Here is a 20,746-nt window from a genome sequence, read left to right as displayed (position 1 = left end):
TACCTGAGATTTGAATCAGGGTAAGATAAAAATCCTGGTTAAAGGTTGCAAAACTCCCCAACGGACCGCGAATCCCGAGGGACAAAAAAACCGCCACATTGCTGTTGGCGGTTTTTTTATGGTCCACGCTTACGGTTTTATTACTCGATATCCAGCGGATCTTCGGAAAGGATAATGCCGGTATTATCGGCGTAGAGATGGTCGCCTGAGAAGAAGGTCACGCCGCCGAAATTGACGCGCACGTCGCTTTCGCCGATGCCGTCACCTGCCGCCCCTACCGGTATGGCTGCGATGGCCTGAATCCCGATATCCAGGTCTTCCAGATCGTCCACCTGGCGCACGGAACCGTACACCACTATGCCTTCCCACTCGTTTTGTGCGGCAATACCGGCCAGTTCAGCATCAATCAATGCGCGGCGTACGGAACCACCGCCATCGACCACCAGTACGCGGCCACGGCCGTTCTGTTCGAGCAGATCGTACAACAACCCGTTATCCTCGAAACATTTCACCGTGACGATCTGTCCGCCAAACGACGACCGCCCACCAAAGTTGGAGAACAGCGGTTCAACGACGTTGACATCTTCCTGGTAGATGTCACAAAGCTCGGAGGTATCGTATTTCATAGGTTTAACGCTCAGTTGCTGCGAATGTGTTCAGTATATCGTGCGAAATGCGTTGTTGGCAAAATCATCAATTGTTAATTGATATTTGTCAGCTAACTGAGCGTCTGGCTTAAGACAATCCCGATGACGAACAACAGGTTAGTCAGCAGCGCGCCTTTTACCGTGCGCTCCAGCATCGGCGGCATGGCGGCCGGGCTGCGTTCACGCATCACAAAACGGGCCTGCTTAATCAGCAGCGGCGCGGCAAGCACAAACAGCCAGCCCCACAGACTGTGCAGGGAAATCAGGTTAAACAGCGCCAGGCAGACCAGAGCACCCATCAGCAGGCAGGCATGGTAGCGACGCGCATTCACCGGCCCCAGACGGACCGCCAGGGTGTTTTTGCCGTTCTCCCGGTCGCTGTCGATATCGCGCAGGTTGTTGATGTTGAGCACCGCGGTCGCCAGCAGACCGCAGGCGGACGCAGGCAGGAACAGGGCAGGGATCACCGTATGCGCCTGTAAGTACCAGCTTCCCATCACGCTCAGCCAGCCGAAGAACACCAGTACGGAGATATCCCCGAGCCCAATGTAGCCGTAAGGACGCGTGCCGACGGTGTAGGTGATGGCTGCGATAATGGCCAATAAACCCAGCACCAGGAAGCCAATAAAATCGCTGGGGGTCTTAGACGCCACTGTCACCAGCGCCAGACCCGATAAACAGATCTGCACCACGGTGATAATCAGCGCGCGTTTCATCTGCGCCTGGGTAATCACCCCTTTTTGCATCCCACGCAGCGGCCCGATACGGTCAGGTTTGTCGCTGCCTTTCACCGCGTCGCCATAGTCGTTGGCGAGGTTGGAGAGAATTTGCAGCAGGCCGGCGGTAATCAATGCCAGCGCGGCAACCAGCGGATCGAAATAACCCTGCCACCAGGCAAGCGCCGTACCGACGATAATCGCGGCAAAGGCCAGAGGGAGTGTTTTAGGGCGCAGACTTTCGAGCCACGCCTGAGTACGGCTGATGTCAGTCATAAGTATTTAGCCAATAAAAATGGGGGCATTAGCCCCCATTAAACGTGATGAGAATCCAGTAACCGCGATTATAGGATAAAACGGCTCAGATCTTCATCTGCCACTAACGCATCCAGATGTTTACTCACATATTCTGCGTCAATGGTAACGGTTTGACCGTTCAGATCGCTCGCGTCGTAAGAGATATCTTCCACCAGGCGTTCCAGCACGGTATGCAGACGACGCGCACCGATGTTTTCGGTGGTTTCGTTCACCTGCCATGCGGCCTGGGCAATACGTTTGATACCGTCTTCGGTGAACTCGAGGTTCACGCCTTCGGTTGCCATCAGCGCTTTGTACTGAACGGTTGCAGAGGCGTTTGGCTCGGTCAGGATACGTTCGAAGTCTTCGGTCGTCAGCGCCTGCAGCTCAACGCGGATAGGCAGACGGCCCTGCAGTTCCGGGATCAGATCCGACGGGCTGGCAACCTGGAAGGCACCTGATGCGATAAACAGGATGTGGTCCGTTTTCACCATGCCGTGCTTGGTGGAAACGGTGCAGCCTTCAACCAGCGGCAGCAGGTCGCGCTGAACGCCTTCGCGGGACACGTCCGGGCCGGAGCTGTTGCCGCCGCGCTTACAAATTTTGTCGATTTCGTCGATAAACACGATACCGTGCTGCTCAACCGCGTCGATAGCGTCCTGCTTCAGCTCTTCCGGATTCACCAGCTTCGCCGCTTCTTCTTCAATCAGCAGCTTCATCGCGTCTTTGATTTTCAGCTTACGCGTTTTTTGCTTCTGACCGCCCAGGTTCTGGAACATGGACTGCAGCTGGCTGGTCATCTCTTCCATGCCCGGAGGTGCCATGATTTCCACACCCATTGGCGCGGCAGCGAGATCGATCTCAATCTCTTTATCATCCAGCTGGCCTTCACGCAGTTTTTTGCGGAACGCCTGACGCGCAGCGGACGGTTCCGCCTGCTGTTCAGCCTGACCCCAGTTGTTTTTTGCCGGTGGGATCAGCACGTCGAGAATGCGCTCTTCGGCCATCTCTTCCGCGCGATAGCGGTTTTTCTCAATGGCCTGGACGCGCACCATTTTGATCGCCGAGTCGGTCAGATCGCGGATGATGGAGTCCACTTCTTTACCCACATAGCCCACTTCGGTGAACTTGGTGGCTTCAACTTTGATGAACGGCGCGTTAGCCAGCTTTGCAAGACGACGGGCAATTTCGGTTTTACCGACGCCGGTCGGGCCGATCATCAGAATGTTTTTCGGCGTGACTTCGTGGCGCAGCTCTTCGTCAAGCTGCATACGACGCCAGCGGTTACGCAGGGCGATGGCCACGGAACGCTTGGCGTTATCCTGGCCGATAATGTGTTTGTTCAGTTCGCTGACAATTTCGCGTGGGGTCATTTCAGACATGGGAGATCCTTACGCTTTGGAGGTCAATTCTTCGATGGTGTGGTTGTGGTTGGTATAGATGCAGATATCACCTGCAATATCCAACGCCTTCACCGCGATATCACGCGCGTTCATGTCGGTATTTTCCAACAGTGCGCGGGCAGCAGCCTGGGCATAAGGGCCGCCAGAGCCGATGGCAATCAGGTCATTTTCCGGCTGAATCACGTCACCGTTACCGGTGATGATCAGCGAAGCGGTCTCATCGGCGACCGCCAGCAGCGCTTCGAGCTTGCGCAGCATGCGGTCGGTACGCCAGTCTTTCGCCAGCTCAACGGCGGCTTTCACCAGATGACCCTGGTGCATTTCCAGTTTACGTTCAAACAGTTCAAACAGCGTGAAGGCATCCGCCGTGCCGCCTGCAAAGCCGGCGATCACTTTGTCGTTGTAGAGACGACGCACTTTCTTCACGTTGCCTTTCATGACGGTATTACCCAGCGTGGCCTGGCCATCACCGGCGATTACCACATGGCCGTTACGGCGTACACTTACTATTGTTGTCACGAGCAGACCCCCTGGTTACAGAATCGGGAAACAGAAGCCCTGAGCCTGTGCCCAGGGCTGAATTAAATGATAGATGGGGGGGATTTTGGGGGTTTCAACCCCCGGAGGCGAGTCGAATGCAGTTTGTGTGACCGGCGATTTTCAAACGAGAAAGGGTGCCATCGGCATTTTCTTTGCCTTTGACCGGACCAATCACCACGCGATTCCAGCCGTTATTGGTGGTAATACGCGAATCAAACCCTTCAAAGGCCAGCTGCGCGCGCACCGTTTCCGCCTGCTCCGCACCTTTGAACGAACCGCACTGTACCATCCAGCGACGTTCGTCTTTTTTCTCCGCCGTCTGCTTCGGCGCTTCGGTCTCTTTCGTTACCGGCGCGGCCTGCTGCGTTTTCGGCTGCTGGGCGGTGGTATGCGCTGGCGTCTGGAGCAGATCCTGATACGGCTGAGCCGCCTGCTTCTGCGGCTGCGTTTTAGGCTGCTGCTGGACAGGCTGAGACTGCACCGTACGCGTCGGCTGCTGATACGGCTGTTCCGTGACCCGCGGCTGTGCCTTAGGCTGCTGTACCGGCTGAGTTTGCGCCCACTGCTGTTGCTGCTGAATCTGCTGTTGTGCCTGGCGACGCTGCAGCGTTTGCTGACGCTGTTCCGGCGTCTGCTCATTCCACGGCACTTCGTTCAACTGCGTAGGCTGCTGGCGCATATCGGCCTGCATTTGTGCCAGCAGCTGACGCTGTTCATCCGTCAGCTGATTCGCATTCTGCACTTCACCACCCGCAGAAGGTTCCGTTGGCGCACGTACCCCAGGCTGACGGCTTTCCAGCTCTTTGATATAGCGCCAGCGCTCTTCAGGCTTCGGAGGGAGGCCATTTCCGGCGACTTTACTGGCCTGAAGCGCCTCGGACTCTTCTTTTTTATGGTGCGTGATAAAGTACAGGCCACCAATAAAGGCGACGACTACAGCCGCAGCAATAGCGACCATTGCTGGCGAGACAGCAGGCAGGTTACGTTGCTTTTTTCTTGAGCTACTCTTTTTGCGTCGCGAAGGTGCCGGCTGGCCGCGACGTACATAATCTCGTTGTGCCACTATCGTTTCGCTGTATTTATTCGTTCGTCAGTCCGCCATGTTACTTAAGCGGCGGGGCTTTGACCAGATAAGGGTATCCGAAAGACGTTTACTTTAAGTCAATGCCTGGGTCGTGCCGCGGACGATCAGTTCGCAGTCCAGCAACCGTGAACCGCTGCTAACTGTTTGACCGTGAAGCTGATCCAGCAGAAGCAGCATCGCTTCGCGGCCGATTTGGTAGCGCGGCTGAGCGACCGTTGAGAGCGGCGGATCGCAAAATTCCGAAAGCGAAATATTATCAAAACCGATGATGGATAAATCTTTCGGTATGCGAAGGCCGCGGCGTTTGGCATACGATAATGCGCCCAGCGCCATCACGTCGCTGTGGCAAAATACGGCGGTTGGCGGCTCAGGCAGGTCCAGAAGTTTCTCCAGCGCCTGTCCACCGGCTGCGAAGGTAAAATCACCGCGCGCAATGTAGTGCGGATCGACGGTCACGCCGGTACGTCGCAGCGCCTGAACGTATCCCTGCAGGCGGTAGTGACACAGCGGCATCTCTTCCGGTCCGGCGATGCAGCCAATACGCTTATGCCCCAGCTCCTGGAGATAGTTTACGGCGTTGAACGCGGCGGTAAGGTTATCGATATGGACCGTCGGCAGCTCCAGCTCTGGCGCAAACTCGTTGGCCATGACCATCGGCGGTAAATTACGCTGCTCTTCGATGCTGGCATCAAACGGCAGGCGAGAGCCAAGCAGCAGCATGCCGTCGATCTGCTTGGTGATAATGAGGTCGATGAAGGTTTTTTCCTGTTGGTTCTGATGGGCGCAGTCGCCAATCAGCACCAGGTACCCCTGTTCCGCCGCAGTGACTTCTATGCCGCGGATAATCTCGCTAAAGAAAGGGTCACAGATGTCCGGCACAATCACCAGGATGGTGCGCGACTCGTTGCGTTTGACGTTACGTCCCATTGCCTGCGGAAAATAGCCCACTTCAAGCGCAGCCTGCTCCACCCGGTTACGGGTCGCCTGGGAGACTTTATCCGGGTTCATTAATGCGCGGGATACTGTTGCCGTAGAGACCTGTGCTTTCTGGGCAACGTCTTTCATGGTCGCAGCCGCAACCTCTTTCCTGGACTTCAACGTCTTCTCCTCGCCTGAACACCGAACTTCTGACATCACCATTTTTACAGATAGTTAATGGAATCGGTTACAGAATTTTCATAAAAAGTGTGAGGAGCGTTAAATTTTTCGATCCAGCTTCAGCCTTCGATAGGGTCGACGTCCAGGACCCACTTCACTTTTCGCGCTTCGGGCAGGGTGTTAATCAGCACCAGCGCGCCGCTGACGATATGCTGAAGACGAATGCGCGAGGGGTGCTGGAGCAAGATCTGCCAGCGGAAACGGCCGCCGCGTTTTGGCGCGAGGGCAGGCACCGGGCCCAAAATCCACAGCTGACTATCCACCAGCGGGCTGGCCTGCGGGAGGTTTCTCAGCTGCTGCAGGAAAAGTGGCGCCTGCTGATTGTTATGATCTTCCGCGCGGATGATGACGTGGCTGGTCCACGGCGGTAGCTGCATGGTCTGGCGTTCGGCCAGCGCCTGCTCGGCAAAGGCGTCATAGCCTTTGTGCAGCAGGGTTTGCAGCAGCGGGTGCTCCGGGTGGTGCGTTTGCAGCACCACTTCGCCCTGTTTACCGGCGCGTCCTGCACGTCCGGCAACCTGGGTGTAAAGCTGGGCGAAGCGCTCGGCGGAGCGGAAATCTGCCGAGAACAGCGCGCCGTCCACGTCCAGCAGGGCGACCAGCGTCACGTCCGGGAAGTGGTGGCCTTTGGCCAGCATCTGGGTGCCAATCAGGATGCGCGCGCCACCGCGATGCACTTCCGCCAGCTGCTGTTCGAGTGCGCCTTTGCGGCTGGTGGTGTCCCGGTCGATACGCGAAATCGGCACGTCCGGGAAAAAGGGCCCAAGCGCCTGCTCCAGCTGTTCCGTCCCCAGACCGACCGGCACAATATGCGTTGAGCCACACGACGGGCACTGGCGCGGCACAGGACGCTGGCTGTCGCAGTGGTGGCAGCGCAAATGACGCTGGGCCTGATGGAAGGTGTAGTAGTGATCGCAGCGCGGGCATTCGGCAATCCAGCCGCAGTCGTGGCACAGCAGGGCAGGTGCAAATCCGCGACGGTTGAGGAACAGAATGACCTGATTTCCCGCCTGCAAATGCTGGCGCATGCGGGTGATAAGCGCGGGCGCTAGCCCTGCCTGAACCTGCTGACCTTTCAAATCCAGCACGTGCTGAATGGCCGGACGGGCATTCCCCGCGCGACGCGTCAGGCGCAGCATGTGGTATTTACGCTGGCGCACGTTGTGCAGCGTTTCGAGCGCAGGCGTGGCGGATCCCAGAACAATGGGAATTTGCTCGCTGTGTGCGCGGTAGACGGCCAGATCGCGGGCGTGATAGCGCCAGCCTTCCTGCTGTTTATAGGAGCTGTCGTGCTCTTCGTCGATCACGATAACGCCAAGATTTTTAAACGGCGTGAACAGCGACGAGCGGGTGCCGATCACAATCGCTGCTTCGCCGTTTTTCGCTTTCAGCCAGGCGCTGAGCCGCTCGCTGTCGTTCAGGCCGGAGTGCAGCACCTCAACCGGCGCGTTAAAGCGCTCGCGGAATCGGGCGATGGTTTGCGGCGTCAGGCCAATTTCCGGCACCATCACCAGCGCCTGTTTCCCCTGCGCGAGCACGTTTTCCAGCACGCTCAGGTAAACTTCGGTCTTGCCGGAACCGGTGACCCCCGCCAGCAGCCAGGCAGAGAAACGATCGGAGGCGCTATGAATTGCGCCTACCGCGGTGGCCTGCTCGGTATTCAGACGCAGGCGATCCCCTGAAACGGAGAAACTCTCCCGCCAGTCGTTAAGGGCAGGCGCCTCGCTTGCCAGGTCGCTCAGCCCTTTTTTTCTTAATGCCTGTAGCGCCGTTTCGCTGACCTCAAGCTCGTCGACCTGATGCCGCCAGATTTTCCCCTGACGCAGCGCCGCCAGCGCCTGCTGCTGTTTCTGCGAGCGCTTCAGGCTGTTGATGTCGACGGCCTGGCCTTCCTCTGTGGCAAACCAGTACCACATCGGCGCATGGCTGGCGCTCTTGCCCTGACGCAGCATAATTGGCAGGGCGTGGAACAGGACGTCGCCGATGGGGTGATGATAATAATCCGCCGCCCACAGCAGCAGTCGCCAGGTGCTGGTGGAGTAGACGGGCTCGCTGTCCAGCACCTCAACGACCGATTTCAGTTCATTAAGCGGCAGTTCGCTCTTATCGCTGACGGAGACGACGATCCCCACGCGCTGCTGTTTGCCAAACGGCACGGTCACGCGACAGCCCGCTTTGGCGCTCATGCTGTCGGGCAGCAGATAGTCAAAGGTGCGGGGAAGCGGAACGGGCAGGGCAACGTGAGCGACGGGCATCGAATCTTCCTGACTTGAAAAGTGGCGCGTTAGTATACACATTAGTAAAAGCGGCGTGCGGATCAGTTTGCATACGTTGGTCAAATTCTGTATGATTCGCCGCCTTTGGTGTACTTTACGCCAAAGAACTTACAATCAACATCGCGTGGTGTCTGGCGTTAGGGCTGGAAGAGCGACGCGGCCTTAACTGAGGTTCTCCCATGAAAAAAGATATTCACCCGAAATACGAAATGATTACTGCAAACTGTTCTTGCGGTAACTCTATCCAGATCCGCTCTACCGTGGGTCACGATCTGAACCTGGACGTGTGCGGCAAATGCCACCCGTTCTACACTGGTAAGCAGCGTGATGTTGCAACCGGTGGCCGTGTTGACCGCTTCAACAAGCGTTTCAGCATCCCGGGCGCTAAATAAGTTTCCCGAAAAAAAGGCACCGCAAGGTGCCTTTTTTGTATCCGCTTCTCAGTATTCCCACGTCTCCGGGTCAATACCCAGTTCACGCATGATCACCTTCGCCTCTTCCGGGATTTCGTCACTACGCTCTTTGCGCAGATCGTCATCGTTCGGCAACGGTTGACCGGTAAACGCATGCAGAAACGCTTCGCACAGCAGTTCGCTGTTGGTTGCGTGGCGCAGGTTGTTCACCTGACGACGCGTACGTTCATCGGTGAGGATCTTCAACACCTTCAGAGGAATGGAAACCGTAATTTTCTTTACTTGCTCACTCTTCTTACCGTGCTCAGCGTATGGGCTGATATATTCGCCGCTCCATTCAGCCATGAGATACCTTTAATCCTCTCAGTCATTTATCTAAAGGTGCAAAACCAGTAACCACCCGTTTTGAACCGCAATCTTGCCTAGTTTACCGTAGAGACGATACCGTGGCACGGATATTGCCGCTGCAGCGTGCACTAAAGCATATAATTTTAACGGCTATTTGCGCATTGCTCAATCTATACGCAAAGAAGTTTAGATGTCCAGATGTATTGACGTCCATACTTTCAATGTTTACTCTGGTGCCTGACTTTTCACCTCATTCGCCAGGAAGCCCTCACCATGACGCGTAAACAGGCCACTATCGCAGTGCGTAGCGGATTAAATGATGACGAGCAGTACGGCTGCGTTGTCCCGCCCATTCATCTTTCCAGTACCTATAATTTCACCGGATTTAATGAACCCCGCGCGCATGACTATTCGCGTCGTGGCAACCCTACGCGTGACGTGACCCAGCGCGCGCTGGCCGAGCTGGAAGGGGGCGCAGGGGCCGTATTAACCAATACCGGGATGTCCGCCATTCACCTGGTGACCACGGTGTTCCTCAAGCCCGGCGATCTGCTGGTTGCGCCGCACGATTGCTACGGCGGCAGCTATCGCCTGTTTGATAGCCTCGCGAAACGCGGCTGCTATCGCGTGCTGTTTGTCGATCAAAACGACGAACAGGCGCTGAAACAGGCGCTGGCAGAGAAACCGAAGCTGGTTCTGGTGGAAAGTCCAAGCAATCCATTGTTGCGCGTTGTCGATATTGCGAAAATTTGTCAGCTCGCAAGGGATGCGGGAGCGATAAGTGTAGTGGATAATACGTTCCTCAGTCCGGCCCTTCAGAACCCACTCGCACTGGGTGCCGATCTGGTGTTGCATTCATGCACTAAATATCTGAACGGCCATTCTGACGTGGTGGCAGGCGTGGTGATTGCCAAAGATCCTGACATTGTCACCGAACTGGCATGGTGGGCCAATAATATTGGCGTCACCGCAGGCGCCTTCGACAGCTACCTGCTGTTGCGCGGCATCCGTACGTTGTCGCCGCGCATGGACGTGGCGCAGCGTAATGCTCAGGCGATTGTCGACTTCCTGAAAACCCAGCCGCTGGTGAAGAAGCTGTACCACCCGTCGCTGCCGGAAAACCAGGGGCACGAGATTGCCGCGCGCCAGCAGAAAGGGTTTGGCGCGATGTTAAGTTTTGAACTGGACGGTGACGAGCAAACGCTGCGTCGCTTCCTGAGCGGGCTGTCATTGTTTACGCTGGCGGAATCCTTAGGTGGGGTTGAAAGCTTGATCTCCCACGCCGCGACCATGACGCACGCAGGTATGGCACCCGAAGCACGTGCCGCCGCCGGGATTTCTGAGACGCTGCTGCGGATCTCAACCGGTATCGAAGATTCTGAAGATTTAATTGCCGATCTGGAAAATGGCTTCCGGGTCGCAGCCAAGGGGTAATCATGAGTGTGATAGCGCAGGCAGGGGCGAAGGGTCGTCAGCTGCACAAGTTTGGTGGTAGTAGTCTTGCTGATGTGAAATGTTACCTGCGCGTCGCAGGGATCATGACGGAATATTCACAGCCGGGTGACATGATGGTTGTCTCGGCGGCGGGCAGCACCACCAACCAGTTGATTAGCTGGCTGAAACTGAGCCAGACCGATCGCCTTTCTGCGCATCAGGTGCAACAGTCATTACGTCGCTATCAGAGCGAATTGATTGCCGGCCTGCTGCCTGCGGACGTGGCGGACGGGCTGATCAGCGCCTTCACGCACGATCTTGAGCGTCTGGCCGCCCTGCTGGACAGCGGCATTACCGATGCGGTGTATGCCGAAGTGGTGGGCCACGGTGAAGTATGGTCCGCGCGCCTGATGGCTGCGGTTCTGCAACACCTGGGCGTGGACGCCGCCTGGCTCGACGCGCGTGATTTCCTGCGTGCCGAACGCGCCGCGCAGCCGCAGGTGGATGAAGGGTTATCCTACCCGCTGCTGCAGCAGCTGCTGGTGCAGCACCCGGGCAAACGCATTGTGGTTACCGGCTTTATCAGCCGCAGCAACGCGGGTGAAACCGTGCTGCTGGGCCGTAACGGCTCCGACTACTCGGCGACGCAAATCGGTGCTCTGGCGGGCGTGTCCCGCGTCACCATCTGGAGCGACGTGGCCGGTGTTTATAGCGCGGACCCGCGCAAAGTAAAAGATGCCTGCCTGCTGCCGCTGCTGCGCCTGGATGAAGCCAGCGAGCTGGCGCGTCTGGCGGCACCGGTGCTGCACGCCCGTACGCTGCAGCCGGTTTCCGGTAGCGATATTGACCTGCAGCTGCGCTGCAGCTACACCCCGGATCAAGGCTCCACGCGCATTGAGCGCGTGCTGGCCTCCGGTACCGGGGCGCGTATTGTTACCAGCCACGACGACATCTGCCTGATTGAGTTCCAGGTTCCTGCGGGCCAGGACTTCAGGCTGGCACATAAAGAGATCGACACGATCCTGAAACGCGCCCAGGTGCGTCCGCTGGCCGTGGGTGTGCATAATGACCGCCAGCTGCTGCAGTTCTGCTATACCGCAGAAGTGGCGGACAGCGCGCTGAAAATTCTGGATGAAGCGGGCCTGCCGGGCGAGCTTCGCCTGCGTCAGGGGCTGGCGCTGGTGGCGATGGTGGGCGCGGGCGTCACCCGTAACCCGCTGCACTGCCACCGCTTCTGGCAGCAGCTGAAAGGCCAGCCGGTGGAGTTCACCTGGCAGTCGGAAGAGGGCATCAGCCTGGTTGCCGTTCTGCGCAAAGGGCCAACCGAAAGCCTGATTCAGGGTCTGCATACCTCTCTGTTCCGCGCGGAAAAACGCATCGGCCTGGTGCTGTTTGGTAAAGGCAATATCGGTTCCCGCTGGCTGGAGCTGTTTGCCCGCGAGCAGGTCACGCTCTCGGCGCGTACGGGGTTCGAATTCATTCTCGCAGGCGTGGTGGACAGCCGCCGCAGCCTGCTGAACTACGAAGGGCTGGATGCCAGCCGCGCGCTTGCCTTCTTTAATGATGAAGCCGTCGAGCAGGATGAAGAGTCGCTGTTCCTGTGGATGCGTGCGCACCCGTATGACGATCTGGTGGTGCTGGACGTTACCGCCAGCGAACAGCTTGCCGATCAGTATCTTGATTTCGCCAGCCACGGTTTCCACGTCATCAGCGCCAACAAACTGGCGGGGGCAAGCAGCACCGATAAATACCGCCAGATCCACGACGCGTTTGAAAAAACCGGCCGTCACTGGCTGTATAACGCCACCGTGGGCGCGGGCCTGCCGGTAAACCACACCGTGCGCGACCTGATTGAAAGCGGTGACAGCATTCTGGCGCTGAGCGGTATCTTCTCCGGTACGCTCTCCTGGCTGTTCCTGCAGTTTGACGGCACCGTGCCGTTCACTGACCTGGTGGATCAGGCGTGGCAGCAGGGCTTAACGGAACCCGATCCGCGCGTTGACCTCTCCGGTAAAGACGTGATGCGTAAGCTGGTGATCCTGGCGCGCGAAGCCGGTTATGACATCGAGCCGGATTCCGTCCGCGTCGAGTCGCTGGTGCCTGCCGGCTGTGAAGAGGGTTCTGTGGATCATTTCTTTGAAAATGGTGAAGAGCTTAACGAGCAGATGGTGCAGCGTCTGGAAGCGGCGAACGAGATGGGTCTGGTGCTGCGCTACGTGGCACGTTTCGAGGCCAACGGAAAAGCGCGCGTCGGTGTCGAGGCGGTGCGTCCTGAACATCCGCTGGCGGCGCTATTGCCGTGCGATAACGTCTTCGCCATCGAAAGCCGCTGGTACCGCGATAACCCGCTGGTGATCCGCGGCCCGGGCGCCGGGCGCGACGTCACCGCCGGGGCGATCCAGTCCGACATTAACCGTCTGGCTAAGCTGCTGTAAAAACTCAATTTCCCTCTCCCTGTGGGAGAGGGTTAGGGTGAGGGCATCGGACCGCGCTCACCCCCATCATGAATTTCCCTCATCTTCCCTGAGCAAACCTCACCGTTATTGTTGATTATTTCTATTGACGTCCCTCCGCTTTTCCGTCATTTTTACATCTGGACGTCTAAACGTATAGAAGTTCACAACACAACAGACAATGACACGCGATTGATAGGGGTAGGGTATGAGCTTTTTTCACGCCAACCAGCGGGAAGCACTGAACCAGAGCCTGGCCGAAGTAAACGGCCAGATTAACGTCTCTTTTGAATTTTTCCCGCCGCGCACCAGTGAAATGGAGCAAACCCTGTGGAGCTCTATCGATCGTCTCAGCAGCCTGAAACCAAAGTTTGTCTCCGTGACCTACGGTGCGAACTCTGGCGAGCGTGACCGTACGCACAGCATCATTAAAGGCATCAAAGATCGTACCGGTCTGGAAGCGGCGCCGCACCTCACCTGTATCGACGCTACTCGCGACGAGCTGCGTGCCATCGCCCAGGATTACTGGAATAACGGCATCCGTCATATTGTCGCGCTGCGCGGCGACCTCCCGCCCGGCAGCGGCAAGCCAGAGATGTATGCGGCCGACCTGGTTGGGCTGCTGAAAGAGGTGGCAGATTTCGATATCTCCGTGGCTGCTTACCCTGAGGTTCACCCGGAAGCGAAAAGCGCCCAGGCGGATCTGCTTAACCTCAAGCGTAAAGTGGAGGCCGGTGCCAACCGCGCCATTACCCAGTTCTTCTTTGATGTCGAAAGCTACCTGCGCTTCCGTGACCGCTGCGTCTCCGCGGGCATCGACGTTGAAATTATCCCGGGCATTCTGCCGGTCTCTAACTTCAAACAGGCGAAGAAATTCGCCGATATGACCAACGTGCGCATTCCGCTGTGGATGTCCAAAATGTACGAAGGTCTGGATGATGACCCGGAAACCCGCAAGCTGGTGGGGGCCAATATCGCGATGGACATGGTGAAAATCTTAAGCCGTGAAGGGGTGAAAGACTTCCACTTCTACACGCTAAACCGCGCGGAGATGAGCTATGCCATCTGCCATACTCTGGGCGTTCGCCCCGCGTAAAACACCGAAAGCCCTCTTAAATAGAGGGCTTTTTAACAGGGTAAAAAGTTAAAAGGTATCAGCTATCGAATCTGTGGATTAATTCAACTATAACTTATTGCTAGTGGTGTATATCGTAACGGTAACACTGTAAAAGGGAGCATAGCGATGAGCACGTCAGACGAGACCAATAAAGCGGCATCAGTCGGCAAATGCCCGTTCCATCAGGGCGGCGTCGATCACAGCGCGGGCGCAGGTACAGGCAGCCGCGACTGGTGGCCAAAACAACTCCGCATCGATCTTCTTAACCAACATTCCAATCGTTCGAACCCGCTGGGTGAAGACTTCGACTACCGCAAAGAATTCAGCAAGCTTGATTACTCTGCCCTTAAAGGCGACCTCAAAGCACTTTTAACCGACTCTCAACCGTGGTGGCCTGCCGACTGGGGCAGCTATGCGGGCCTGTTTATCCGTATGGCGTGGCACGGTGCGGGTACCTATCGCTCCGTGGACGGGCGCGGTGGGGCAGGACGCGGTCAACAGCGCTTTGCGCCACTGAACTCCTGGCCGGATAACGTAAGCCTGGATAAAGCGCGCCGTCTGCTGTGGCCTATCAAGAAAAAATACGGACAAAAAATCTCCTGGGCCGACCTGTTTATCCTCGCGGGTAACGTGGCGCTGGAGAACTCCGGCTTCCGTACCTTTGGTTTTGGTGCCGGGCGTGAAGACGTCTGGGAACCGGATCTGGACGTGAACTGGGGTGATGAAAAAGCCTGGCTGACCCACCGTGACCCGGAAGCGCTGGCTAAGCGTCCTCTGGCAGCCACCGAAATGGGCCTGATCTACGTGAACCCGGAAGGGCCGAACGCCAGCGGTGAGCCGCTGTCAGCGGCGGCAGCGATTCGTGCGACCTTCGGCAACATGGGCATGAACGATGAAGAGACCGTCGCGCTGATTGCAGGCGGCCACACCCTCGGCAAGACTCACGGCGCGGGTGAAGCCACCCACGTGGGTACCGACCCCGAAGCCTCACCGATTGAAGCACAGGGCCTGGGCTGGGCCAGCACGCACGGCACGGGGGTTGGCGCTGATGCCATTACCTCCGGTCTGGAAGTCATCTGGTCACAAACCCCGACCCAGTGGAGCAACTACTTCTTCGAGAACCTGTTCAAATACGAATGGGTACAGACCCGCAGCCCGGCAGGGGCGATTCAGTTTGAAGCCGTGGATGCGCCGGAAATCATGCCCGATCCGTTCGACCCGTCGAAAACACGCAAGCCTACCATGCTGGTCACCGACCTGACGCTGCGCTTCGACCCGGAATTCGAGAAGATTTCCCGCCGCTTCCTGAACGACCCGCAGGCTTTCAACGAAGCCTTCGCGCGTGCCTGGTTCAAGCTGACCCACCGCGATATGGGGCCAAAATCGCGTTACCTTGGCCCGGAAGTGCCGAAAGAAGATCTGATTTGGCAGGACCCGCTGCCGCAGGCGGTGTTCAATCCGACGAAAGAAGACATTGAAAGCCTGAAGGCGGAAATCGCTGCCTCTGGTCTCTCCGTGAGCGAACTGGTTTCTGTTGCCTGGGCGTCAGCCTCGACCTTCCGCGGTGGCGATAAGCGTGGCGGTGCCAACGGCGCGCGTCTGGCGCTGGCGCCTCAGCGTGACTGGGACGTGAACGCTGCGGCGGTTCGCGCGCTGCCAGCCCTGGAAGCTATCCAGCGCACCACCAACAAAGCCTCTCTGGCCGATATCATCGTGCTGGCGGGTGTGGTAGGCGTTGAGCAGGCCGCAAAAGCGGCAGGTGTGTATGTCACCGTACCGTTCACGCCGGGCCGCGTTGATGCGCGTCAGGATCAGACGGATATCGAGATGTTTAACCTGCTCGAACCGATTGCCGATGGTTTCCGCAACTACCGTGCGCAGGTGGATGTGTCCACCACGGAGTCTCTGCTGATTGATAAAGCCCAACAGCTGACGCTGACTGCGCCAGAACTGACGGTGCTGATCGGCGGCCTGCGCGTACTGGGTGCCAACTTTGATGGCAGCAAGAACGGCGTGTTCACCAACCGTGAGGGCGTGCTGAGCACTGATTTCTTCGTGAACCTGCTGGATATGAACACGCAGTGGAAGGCGACCGATGAGTCCAATGAGCTGTTTGCCGGAAGCGATCGCACCAGCGGTGAAGTGAAATATACCGCCACCCGCGCCGATCTGGTCTTCGGCTCTAACGCCGTCCTGCGCGCGCTGGCAGAGGTTTACGCCAGCGATGATGCGCATGAGAAGTTCGTCCGCGACTTCGTTGCCGCCTGGGCGAAGGTCATGGATCTGGATCGGTTTGACGTGAAGTAGCCAGTGTGCCGGGTAGCGGCTACGCCTTACCCGGCCTACAAATTAAAGTGCCATGTAGGCCGGGTAAGCGCAGCGCCACCCGGCTTTTTTATTACTCCCACTCCTGCAGGAATCGCTGTCCATACTGGTCTGCCACCAGCAGCGCCGCATACACCTGATCCGGCGTGACGCCCCCCGGCATGTTGTGGATCGTTTCTCCTTCCGCACAAGAGGCTTCGGCAATCAGACGCATTTTGGCCGGAATATCCTCTTTGATGTTCAGCTGTGCCAGCGTGATCGGCAGCCCTACGCTGTGGCAAAGCGCCGCGACGGTCTCAATTTCTTCTACCGGCGCGTTTTCCAGCACCAGCTGCGTCAGCGTACCAAACGCCACTTTCTCCCCATGATAGAAGTGATGCGCGTCCGGCACCGCCGTCATGCCGTTATGAATAGCGTGTGCAGCCGCCAGCCCGCCACTTTCAAAGCCGACGCCGCTGAGATAGGTGTTGGCTTCGATGATGCGTTCCAGCGCAGGCGTCACCACATGCTGTTCCGCCGCCAGCATCGCTTTTTCACCCTCTTCAACCAGCGTGTTGTAGCACAGCTCGGCGAGCGCTAATGCCGCCTGTGTGCATTTACCCCCGGCCATAGTGGTCGCGCCGCTGCGCGAGCAGGCGCGTGCTTCAAACCAGGTCGCCAGCGCGTCGCCAATCCCGGCGGCCAGCAGACGTGCAGGCGCACCTGCTACCACTTTCGTATCCACAATGACCATGTTCGGGTTGTGCGGCAGCATCAGGTAGCGATCGAACTCGCCGCTGTCGGTGTAAATAACGGAAAGGGCGCTGCACGGCGCGTCGGTGGACGCGATAGTCGGCGCAATGGCGACCGGCACGTCCATAAAGTGAGCCAGCGCTTTCGCGGTATCCAGCGTTTTACCGCCACCAATACCCAGCACCGCCAGGCAGTCGGCGCTGTCGGCCAGCTTTTTCAGGCGATCGATTTCATTTTGCGAACATTCGCCGCCAAACGGCGCGATTTCGGCATGCAGTTCGGCTTTTTTAAAACTCTGAAGCAGGGTCTCTTCGGCAAAACCCAGCACAAACTTATCGCCGACGACCAGCCAGCGGTTTGCCAGGGGTTTCAGATAGTCACCTAGACGGGTCAGCACATCCGCGCCCTGGATATATTTCCCCGGCGATTGAATGATACGGTCCATAACAGTTCTCCCTTAGAGGTTGAGGTTACCAAACGCGTTTTTCCAGTCCTGCTCGAACTTCTCTATGGCTGACTCTACCGCCGGCGTACCGAGCATGTGTTGCGCTACGTCTAAGGGAAGCGTGATTGCTTCACATCCTGCCAACAGGCAGTCGAGCGCCTGACGCGGCGTTTTGAAGCTGGCGGCCAGCACTTTACTGTCCGGCGCGTGCAGCTCCAGCAGGGACTGCAGTTCCTGAACCATGCGAATGCCGTCACCGCCCTGCGCGTCGACGCGGTTGACGTACGGCGCAACATATTTCGCCCCTGCGAGTGCGGCGAGCAAGCCCTGCGCCGCGCTGTAAACGGCGGTGCCCAGCGTGGTTATCCCCTCTTTTTTCAAGGCCTTAATTGCGATAAGTCCCTGAGCCGTCACCGGGATTTTCACCACAATGCCCGGAATAGCGTTACTCAGACGTTTGGCTTCCGCCACCATGCCTTCGGCATCGCGGCTCATGGTTTGAGCAAACAGCGTGCCTTCCGGCCCGATGGCTTGTTGCAGGCGCGGCAGCACGTCCCAGATGGATTCACGGCTGGCGGCAATGATGCTCGGGTTGGTGGTGACGCCCGCGATGGGAAAAATGCGCGCCAGGCGTTCAACTTCCGCCACGTTGGCGGTATCCAGGTACAGTTCCATCACTCTTCCTCGTTTTACAGTTCTAATTCGTGTTGTAGCAGGGAAGCAATCGCCTCCCCTGAGCTGGCGTTAACCAGCGCATTGCGAAAATCCTCATGCATGATGCGGCGTGCCAGGCGGGAGAAAATACGCATATGCTGATCGCCCGCGGCGTGTTTGTTCAGCGTTAGCATGATGATGAATTGTGCTTCTTCATCTCCCCACATGACGGGGGCTTTCAGGCGTGCAACGCTGATGGTGGATTGCTCAATGTGCTCTGATTTGCTGTGCGGAATAGCAAAGCTAAAGCCGAGCCCGGTGGAGAAGACCGCTTCGCGCGCCCACAGATCGGCCTCCAGTTTACGGGGGTATCGGCATCGTCCTGCGAGCAGCAGGTTATCGGTCATTCCTTTCATGACCTCTTCTTTGCTGTTCCAGTCATTGTCCAGTGAAATACAGCGAGGTGTAACCAGAGGTGTGTCCTGCTGATTCATGCGGAACTGCGCCAGCAGGTGCTCAACTTCAAGTGAGGTGCGACACGCCATGGCCTGATTCAGCAACTGGCGGCAGGCGCGGCTATCAAGCTGAGCCATACGCGCTTTGGTTGCCGGAATAGCGGGCGACCCCATGCTCAGCTCGTCCAAACCCAGACCCACCAGCAATGGCAACACCGAGCCTTTTGCACCCAGTTCGCCGCACAGGCCAATCCATTTCCCCTGGCGATGGACGGCTTGTACCGCGTAATCCAGCGCCCGCAGGAAGGCCGGGTTCAGGCTGTTGTAATGGCGTGTGACTTTGGCGTTATCGCGATCAACAGCCAGCAGATACTGCGTCAGGTCATTGCTACCGATGCTAAAGAAATCAATCTCTTCGCAACACTGGTCGATGATAAACATCACCGAAGGGACTTCCAGCATGATGCCAAGCGGGATTTTCTCATCAAACGGAATATGCTCAGCGCGGAGCTGTTGTTTCGCTTCGGCAAGTTTCTCTTTCACCCACAGGATCTCTTCCATGGAAGAGATCATCGGGATCATGATCTTCAGACTACCGTGAGCAGAGGCGCGCAGGATCGCCCGAAGCTGGGTGGTGAAAAGCACTGCATACTCTTCGTAAATACGTACGGCGCGGTAGCCGAGGAATGGGTTATTTTCGGCCGGGATCTTCAGGTACTCCACCGGCTTATCGCCGCCGATATCCATGGTCCGCACGATGATGCTGCGCCCGTTTGCACTTTCCAGTGCCTGACAGAAAATGTTGTAGAGCTCGTTTTCACCGGGCGCGCTGCTGCGGTCCATATAAAGCATTTCGGTGCGAAACAGGCCAACGCCTTCGGCGCCGTTCCCAAAGGCTGCCTGCGCTTCCACCGCATGGGCAATGTTCGCGGCAATCTCAACCCGCAGGCCGTCGGCGGTTCTGGCTTCCCGGTCCAGCCAGATGCCCTGCTGCTCGCGTAGTGCCTGTTGTACCCGTGCTTCCTGTCGGTAGTAGCGCGCCACCGCATCGCTGGCATCGACCACGACGGCACCAGCATTGCCATCGATAAATACGGATTGATTGCGCCACTGCAGCAGGCTTTCACTGTCGACGCCCACCAGCGTCGGAATATTAAAGGAACGTGCAAGAATAACGGTATGCGAGGTTGTTCCACCGCTTTTTAACAGCAGCCCTTTTAGCAAGGTTTTATCCAGTTCCAGGAACTGGCCGGGCGTGAGGTCGTCAGCAAGGCAGACGCTCGGCTGCGTCAGCTGCCCCGGAGACGGGAAACGCGCTTCACCGTAGATATGCTGTAAAAGCTGATAGCAGACGTCGCGTACGTCCAGCACACGCTCCTGCAAATACGTGCTGCTGGAACGAGAGAACGTATCGCAGAAATGATTCGCCGTGGCGATGATGGCCTGTGCGCAGCTTAAGCCCCGGTTGACCCCTGACAGGAGGTGCTGGCGCAGCGAGGTATCCGTAGCCAGCGAACGATGGGCTTCAAGAATGGCGCCGGCGGTGCTGTCGTTGTCCAGCGCGCGCAGCTCAATGTTTTTCACCAGCAGGGTGAGACCATTATCCAGCGCTAACTGCTCATCTTCTTCGTCTTTCGCTTCGGGTAAATCTGTCAGTGCGTTGAGATCCAGCGAGGTCAGCAAGGTCAACACGCCCTGGGCGCTACCGCTGCAGACGGGCAGGGCGCGGAAAAGCGTTGGATTAAGGCGCGCGAGAGATTCTGGCAGCGGATCGCGCTCAATATTGATGGCTTCTGCGAGAGGCGCATCACAGTGTGGAAACTCTTCCCGGAGCCATTGTTCCAGTTGCTGATGGGCGTTCTGCTCATCTTCACCTTGGATCACCAGACGACAGGCGTCGCCTGCCAGCGTATCGGTGCCAATGACTGCCAGTGCGCTCTTGGCATTCCCTTTACGGTCTGTGCGCAGGTTGTGCCATTCGATTTGCGAGATAAACGTATTGCACAGCGTTTCCACATGACTTGCCGGACGCGCGTGAACACCGTTGGGTAATTCACAGGTAAATTCCACTACGAGAGCCATACACACTCCTGAAATCAATCCTCATTCATTGGGCAACAGCATACGAGTGTGTTGATGACGTGCGCCATGTGACAAATCTGCCAAAAGCTGGACAAATGTAATGTCACGTAAAAAGTGAGATTTGACTCACAGGTTGTGGTCCTTTGTCTTATGCGTAACGTCTATCA

General features: G+C 57.5%; 16 protein-coding genes. 5 read left to right on the top strand and 11 right to left on the bottom strand.

Annotation, left to right across the window (positions count from 1 at the left end):
- Positions 1 to 140 precede the first annotated feature (140 nt).
- The 7 genes from rraA to priA form a co-directional block, all read right to left on the bottom strand.
- Positions 141 to 626, bottom strand: a complete 486-nt coding sequence (gene rraA, locus C6A40_RS17830; RefSeq protein WP_008501805.1) for a ribonuclease E activity regulator RraA — start codon at positions 624 to 626, stop codon at positions 141 to 143.
- A gap of 92 nt (positions 627 to 718) precedes the next feature.
- A complete protein-coding gene (gene menA / locus C6A40_RS17825) occupies positions 719 to 1,639 on the bottom strand; it encodes a 1,4-dihydroxy-2-naphthoate polyprenyltransferase (protein ID WP_114191323.1) in 921 nt (306 codons plus the stop codon).
- A gap of 68 nt (positions 1,640 to 1,707) precedes the next feature.
- The gene (hslU, locus tag C6A40_RS17820) at positions 1,708 to 3,042 is read right to left on the bottom strand and encodes an HslU--HslV peptidase ATPase subunit (RefSeq protein ID WP_008501803.1); all 1,335 of its coding nucleotides are present in this window, start codon (positions 3,040 to 3,042) and stop codon (positions 1,708 to 1,710) included.
- 9 nt (positions 3,043 to 3,051) lie between these two features.
- Positions 3,052 to 3,582 (bottom strand): ATP-dependent protease subunit HslV, encoded by a 531-nt coding sequence (gene hslV, locus C6A40_RS17815; RefSeq protein WP_008501802.1) that lies wholly within the window; start codon positions 3,580 to 3,582, stop codon positions 3,052 to 3,054.
- 94 nt (positions 3,583 to 3,676) lie between these two features.
- Positions 3,677 to 4,666, bottom strand: a complete 990-nt coding sequence (gene ftsN / locus C6A40_RS17810) for a cell division protein FtsN (RefSeq protein WP_032635441.1) — start codon at positions 4,664 to 4,666, stop codon at positions 3,677 to 3,679.
- Between the two features lie 93 nt (positions 4,667 to 4,759).
- Entirely contained in the window at positions 4,760 to 5,785 is a 1,026-nt protein-coding gene (gene cytR / locus C6A40_RS17805) for a DNA-binding transcriptional regulator CytR (RefSeq protein ID WP_023293597.1), read from the bottom strand.
- 119 nt (positions 5,786 to 5,904) lie between these two features.
- On the bottom strand, positions 5,905 to 8,100 hold the full coding sequence (priA, locus tag C6A40_RS17800; RefSeq protein ID WP_114191322.1) for a primosomal protein N': 2,196 nt from the start codon (positions 8,098 to 8,100) through the stop codon (positions 5,905 to 5,907).
- 200 nt (positions 8,101 to 8,300) lie between these two features.
- Between priA and rpmE the strand changes: the two genes are divergently transcribed.
- Positions 8,301 to 8,513, top strand: a complete 213-nt coding sequence (gene rpmE, locus C6A40_RS17795; RefSeq protein ID WP_003862040.1) for a 50S ribosomal protein L31 — start codon at positions 8,301 to 8,303, stop codon at positions 8,511 to 8,513.
- 48 nt (positions 8,514 to 8,561) lie between these two features.
- On the opposite strand, the gene metJ is transcribed toward rpmE, so the two are convergent.
- Positions 8,562 to 8,879 carry a met regulon transcriptional regulator MetJ gene (gene metJ / locus C6A40_RS17790; protein ID WP_003862042.1) on the bottom strand — a complete coding sequence of 106 codons (318 nt, stop codon included), beginning with the start codon at positions 8,877 to 8,879 and terminating at the stop codon, positions 8,562 to 8,564.
- A 276-nt stretch (positions 8,880 to 9,155) separates the two neighbouring features.
- Here metJ and metB point away from each other — a divergent pair, with 276 nt between their 5' ends.
- The 4 genes from metB (at position 9,156) to katG (ending at position 16,193) form a co-directional block, all read left to right on the top strand.
- Positions 9,156 to 10,316, top strand: coding sequence for a cystathionine gamma-synthase (metB, locus tag C6A40_RS17785; protein WP_045336219.1), 1,161 nt, complete (start codon positions 9,156 to 9,158; stop codon positions 10,314 to 10,316).
- A 2-nt stretch (positions 10,317 to 10,318) separates the two neighbouring features.
- Entirely contained in the window at positions 10,319 to 12,751 is a 2,433-nt protein-coding gene (locus C6A40_RS17780; RefSeq protein WP_008501797.1) for a bifunctional aspartate kinase/homoserine dehydrogenase II, read from the top strand.
- 226 nt (positions 12,752 to 12,977) lie between these two features.
- Positions 12,978 to 13,865 carry a methylenetetrahydrofolate reductase gene (metF, locus tag C6A40_RS17775; protein WP_008501796.1) on the top strand — a complete coding sequence of 296 codons (888 nt, stop codon included), beginning with the start codon at positions 12,978 to 12,980 and terminating at the stop codon, positions 13,863 to 13,865.
- Between the two features lie 147 nt (positions 13,866 to 14,012).
- The gene (gene katG / locus C6A40_RS17770) at positions 14,013 to 16,193 is read left to right on the top strand and encodes a catalase/peroxidase HPI (RefSeq protein ID WP_114191321.1); all 2,181 of its coding nucleotides are present in this window, start codon (positions 14,013 to 14,015) and stop codon (positions 16,191 to 16,193) included.
- A 91-nt stretch (positions 16,194 to 16,284) separates the two neighbouring features.
- On the opposite strand, the gene gldA is transcribed toward katG, so the two are convergent.
- The 3 genes from gldA to ptsP are packed head-to-tail and all read right to left on the bottom strand — an operon-like array spanning position 16,285 to position 20,579.
- Positions 16,285 to 17,388 (bottom strand): bifunctional L-1,2-propanediol dehydrogenase/glycerol dehydrogenase, encoded by a 1,104-nt coding sequence (gene gldA, locus C6A40_RS17765; protein ID WP_045336217.1) that lies wholly within the window; start codon positions 17,386 to 17,388, stop codon positions 16,285 to 16,287.
- A gap of 12 nt (positions 17,389 to 17,400) precedes the next feature.
- The gene (gene fsa / locus C6A40_RS17760) at positions 17,401 to 18,063 is read right to left on the bottom strand and encodes a fructose-6-phosphate aldolase (RefSeq protein WP_021242818.1); all 663 of its coding nucleotides are present in this window, start codon (positions 18,061 to 18,063) and stop codon (positions 17,401 to 17,403) included.
- A gap of 14 nt (positions 18,064 to 18,077) precedes the next feature.
- Positions 18,078 to 20,579: a phosphoenolpyruvate--protein phosphotransferase gene (gene ptsP, locus C6A40_RS17755; protein WP_045336215.1), complete on the bottom strand. Its 2,502-nt coding sequence runs from the start codon at positions 20,577 to 20,579 to the stop codon at positions 18,078 to 18,080.
- Positions 20,580 to 20,746 lie beyond the last annotated feature (167 nt).

Origin of the sequence: Enterobacter sp. GER_MD16_1505_Eko_090, assembly GCF_003331015.1 — a bacterium.
Classification (GTDB): domain Bacteria; phylum Pseudomonadota; class Gammaproteobacteria; order Enterobacterales; family Enterobacteriaceae; genus Enterobacter; species Enterobacter roggenkampii.
Note: the sequence above shows the minus strand (reverse complement) of the source record. Positions and strands in the feature narration are given on the sequence as shown.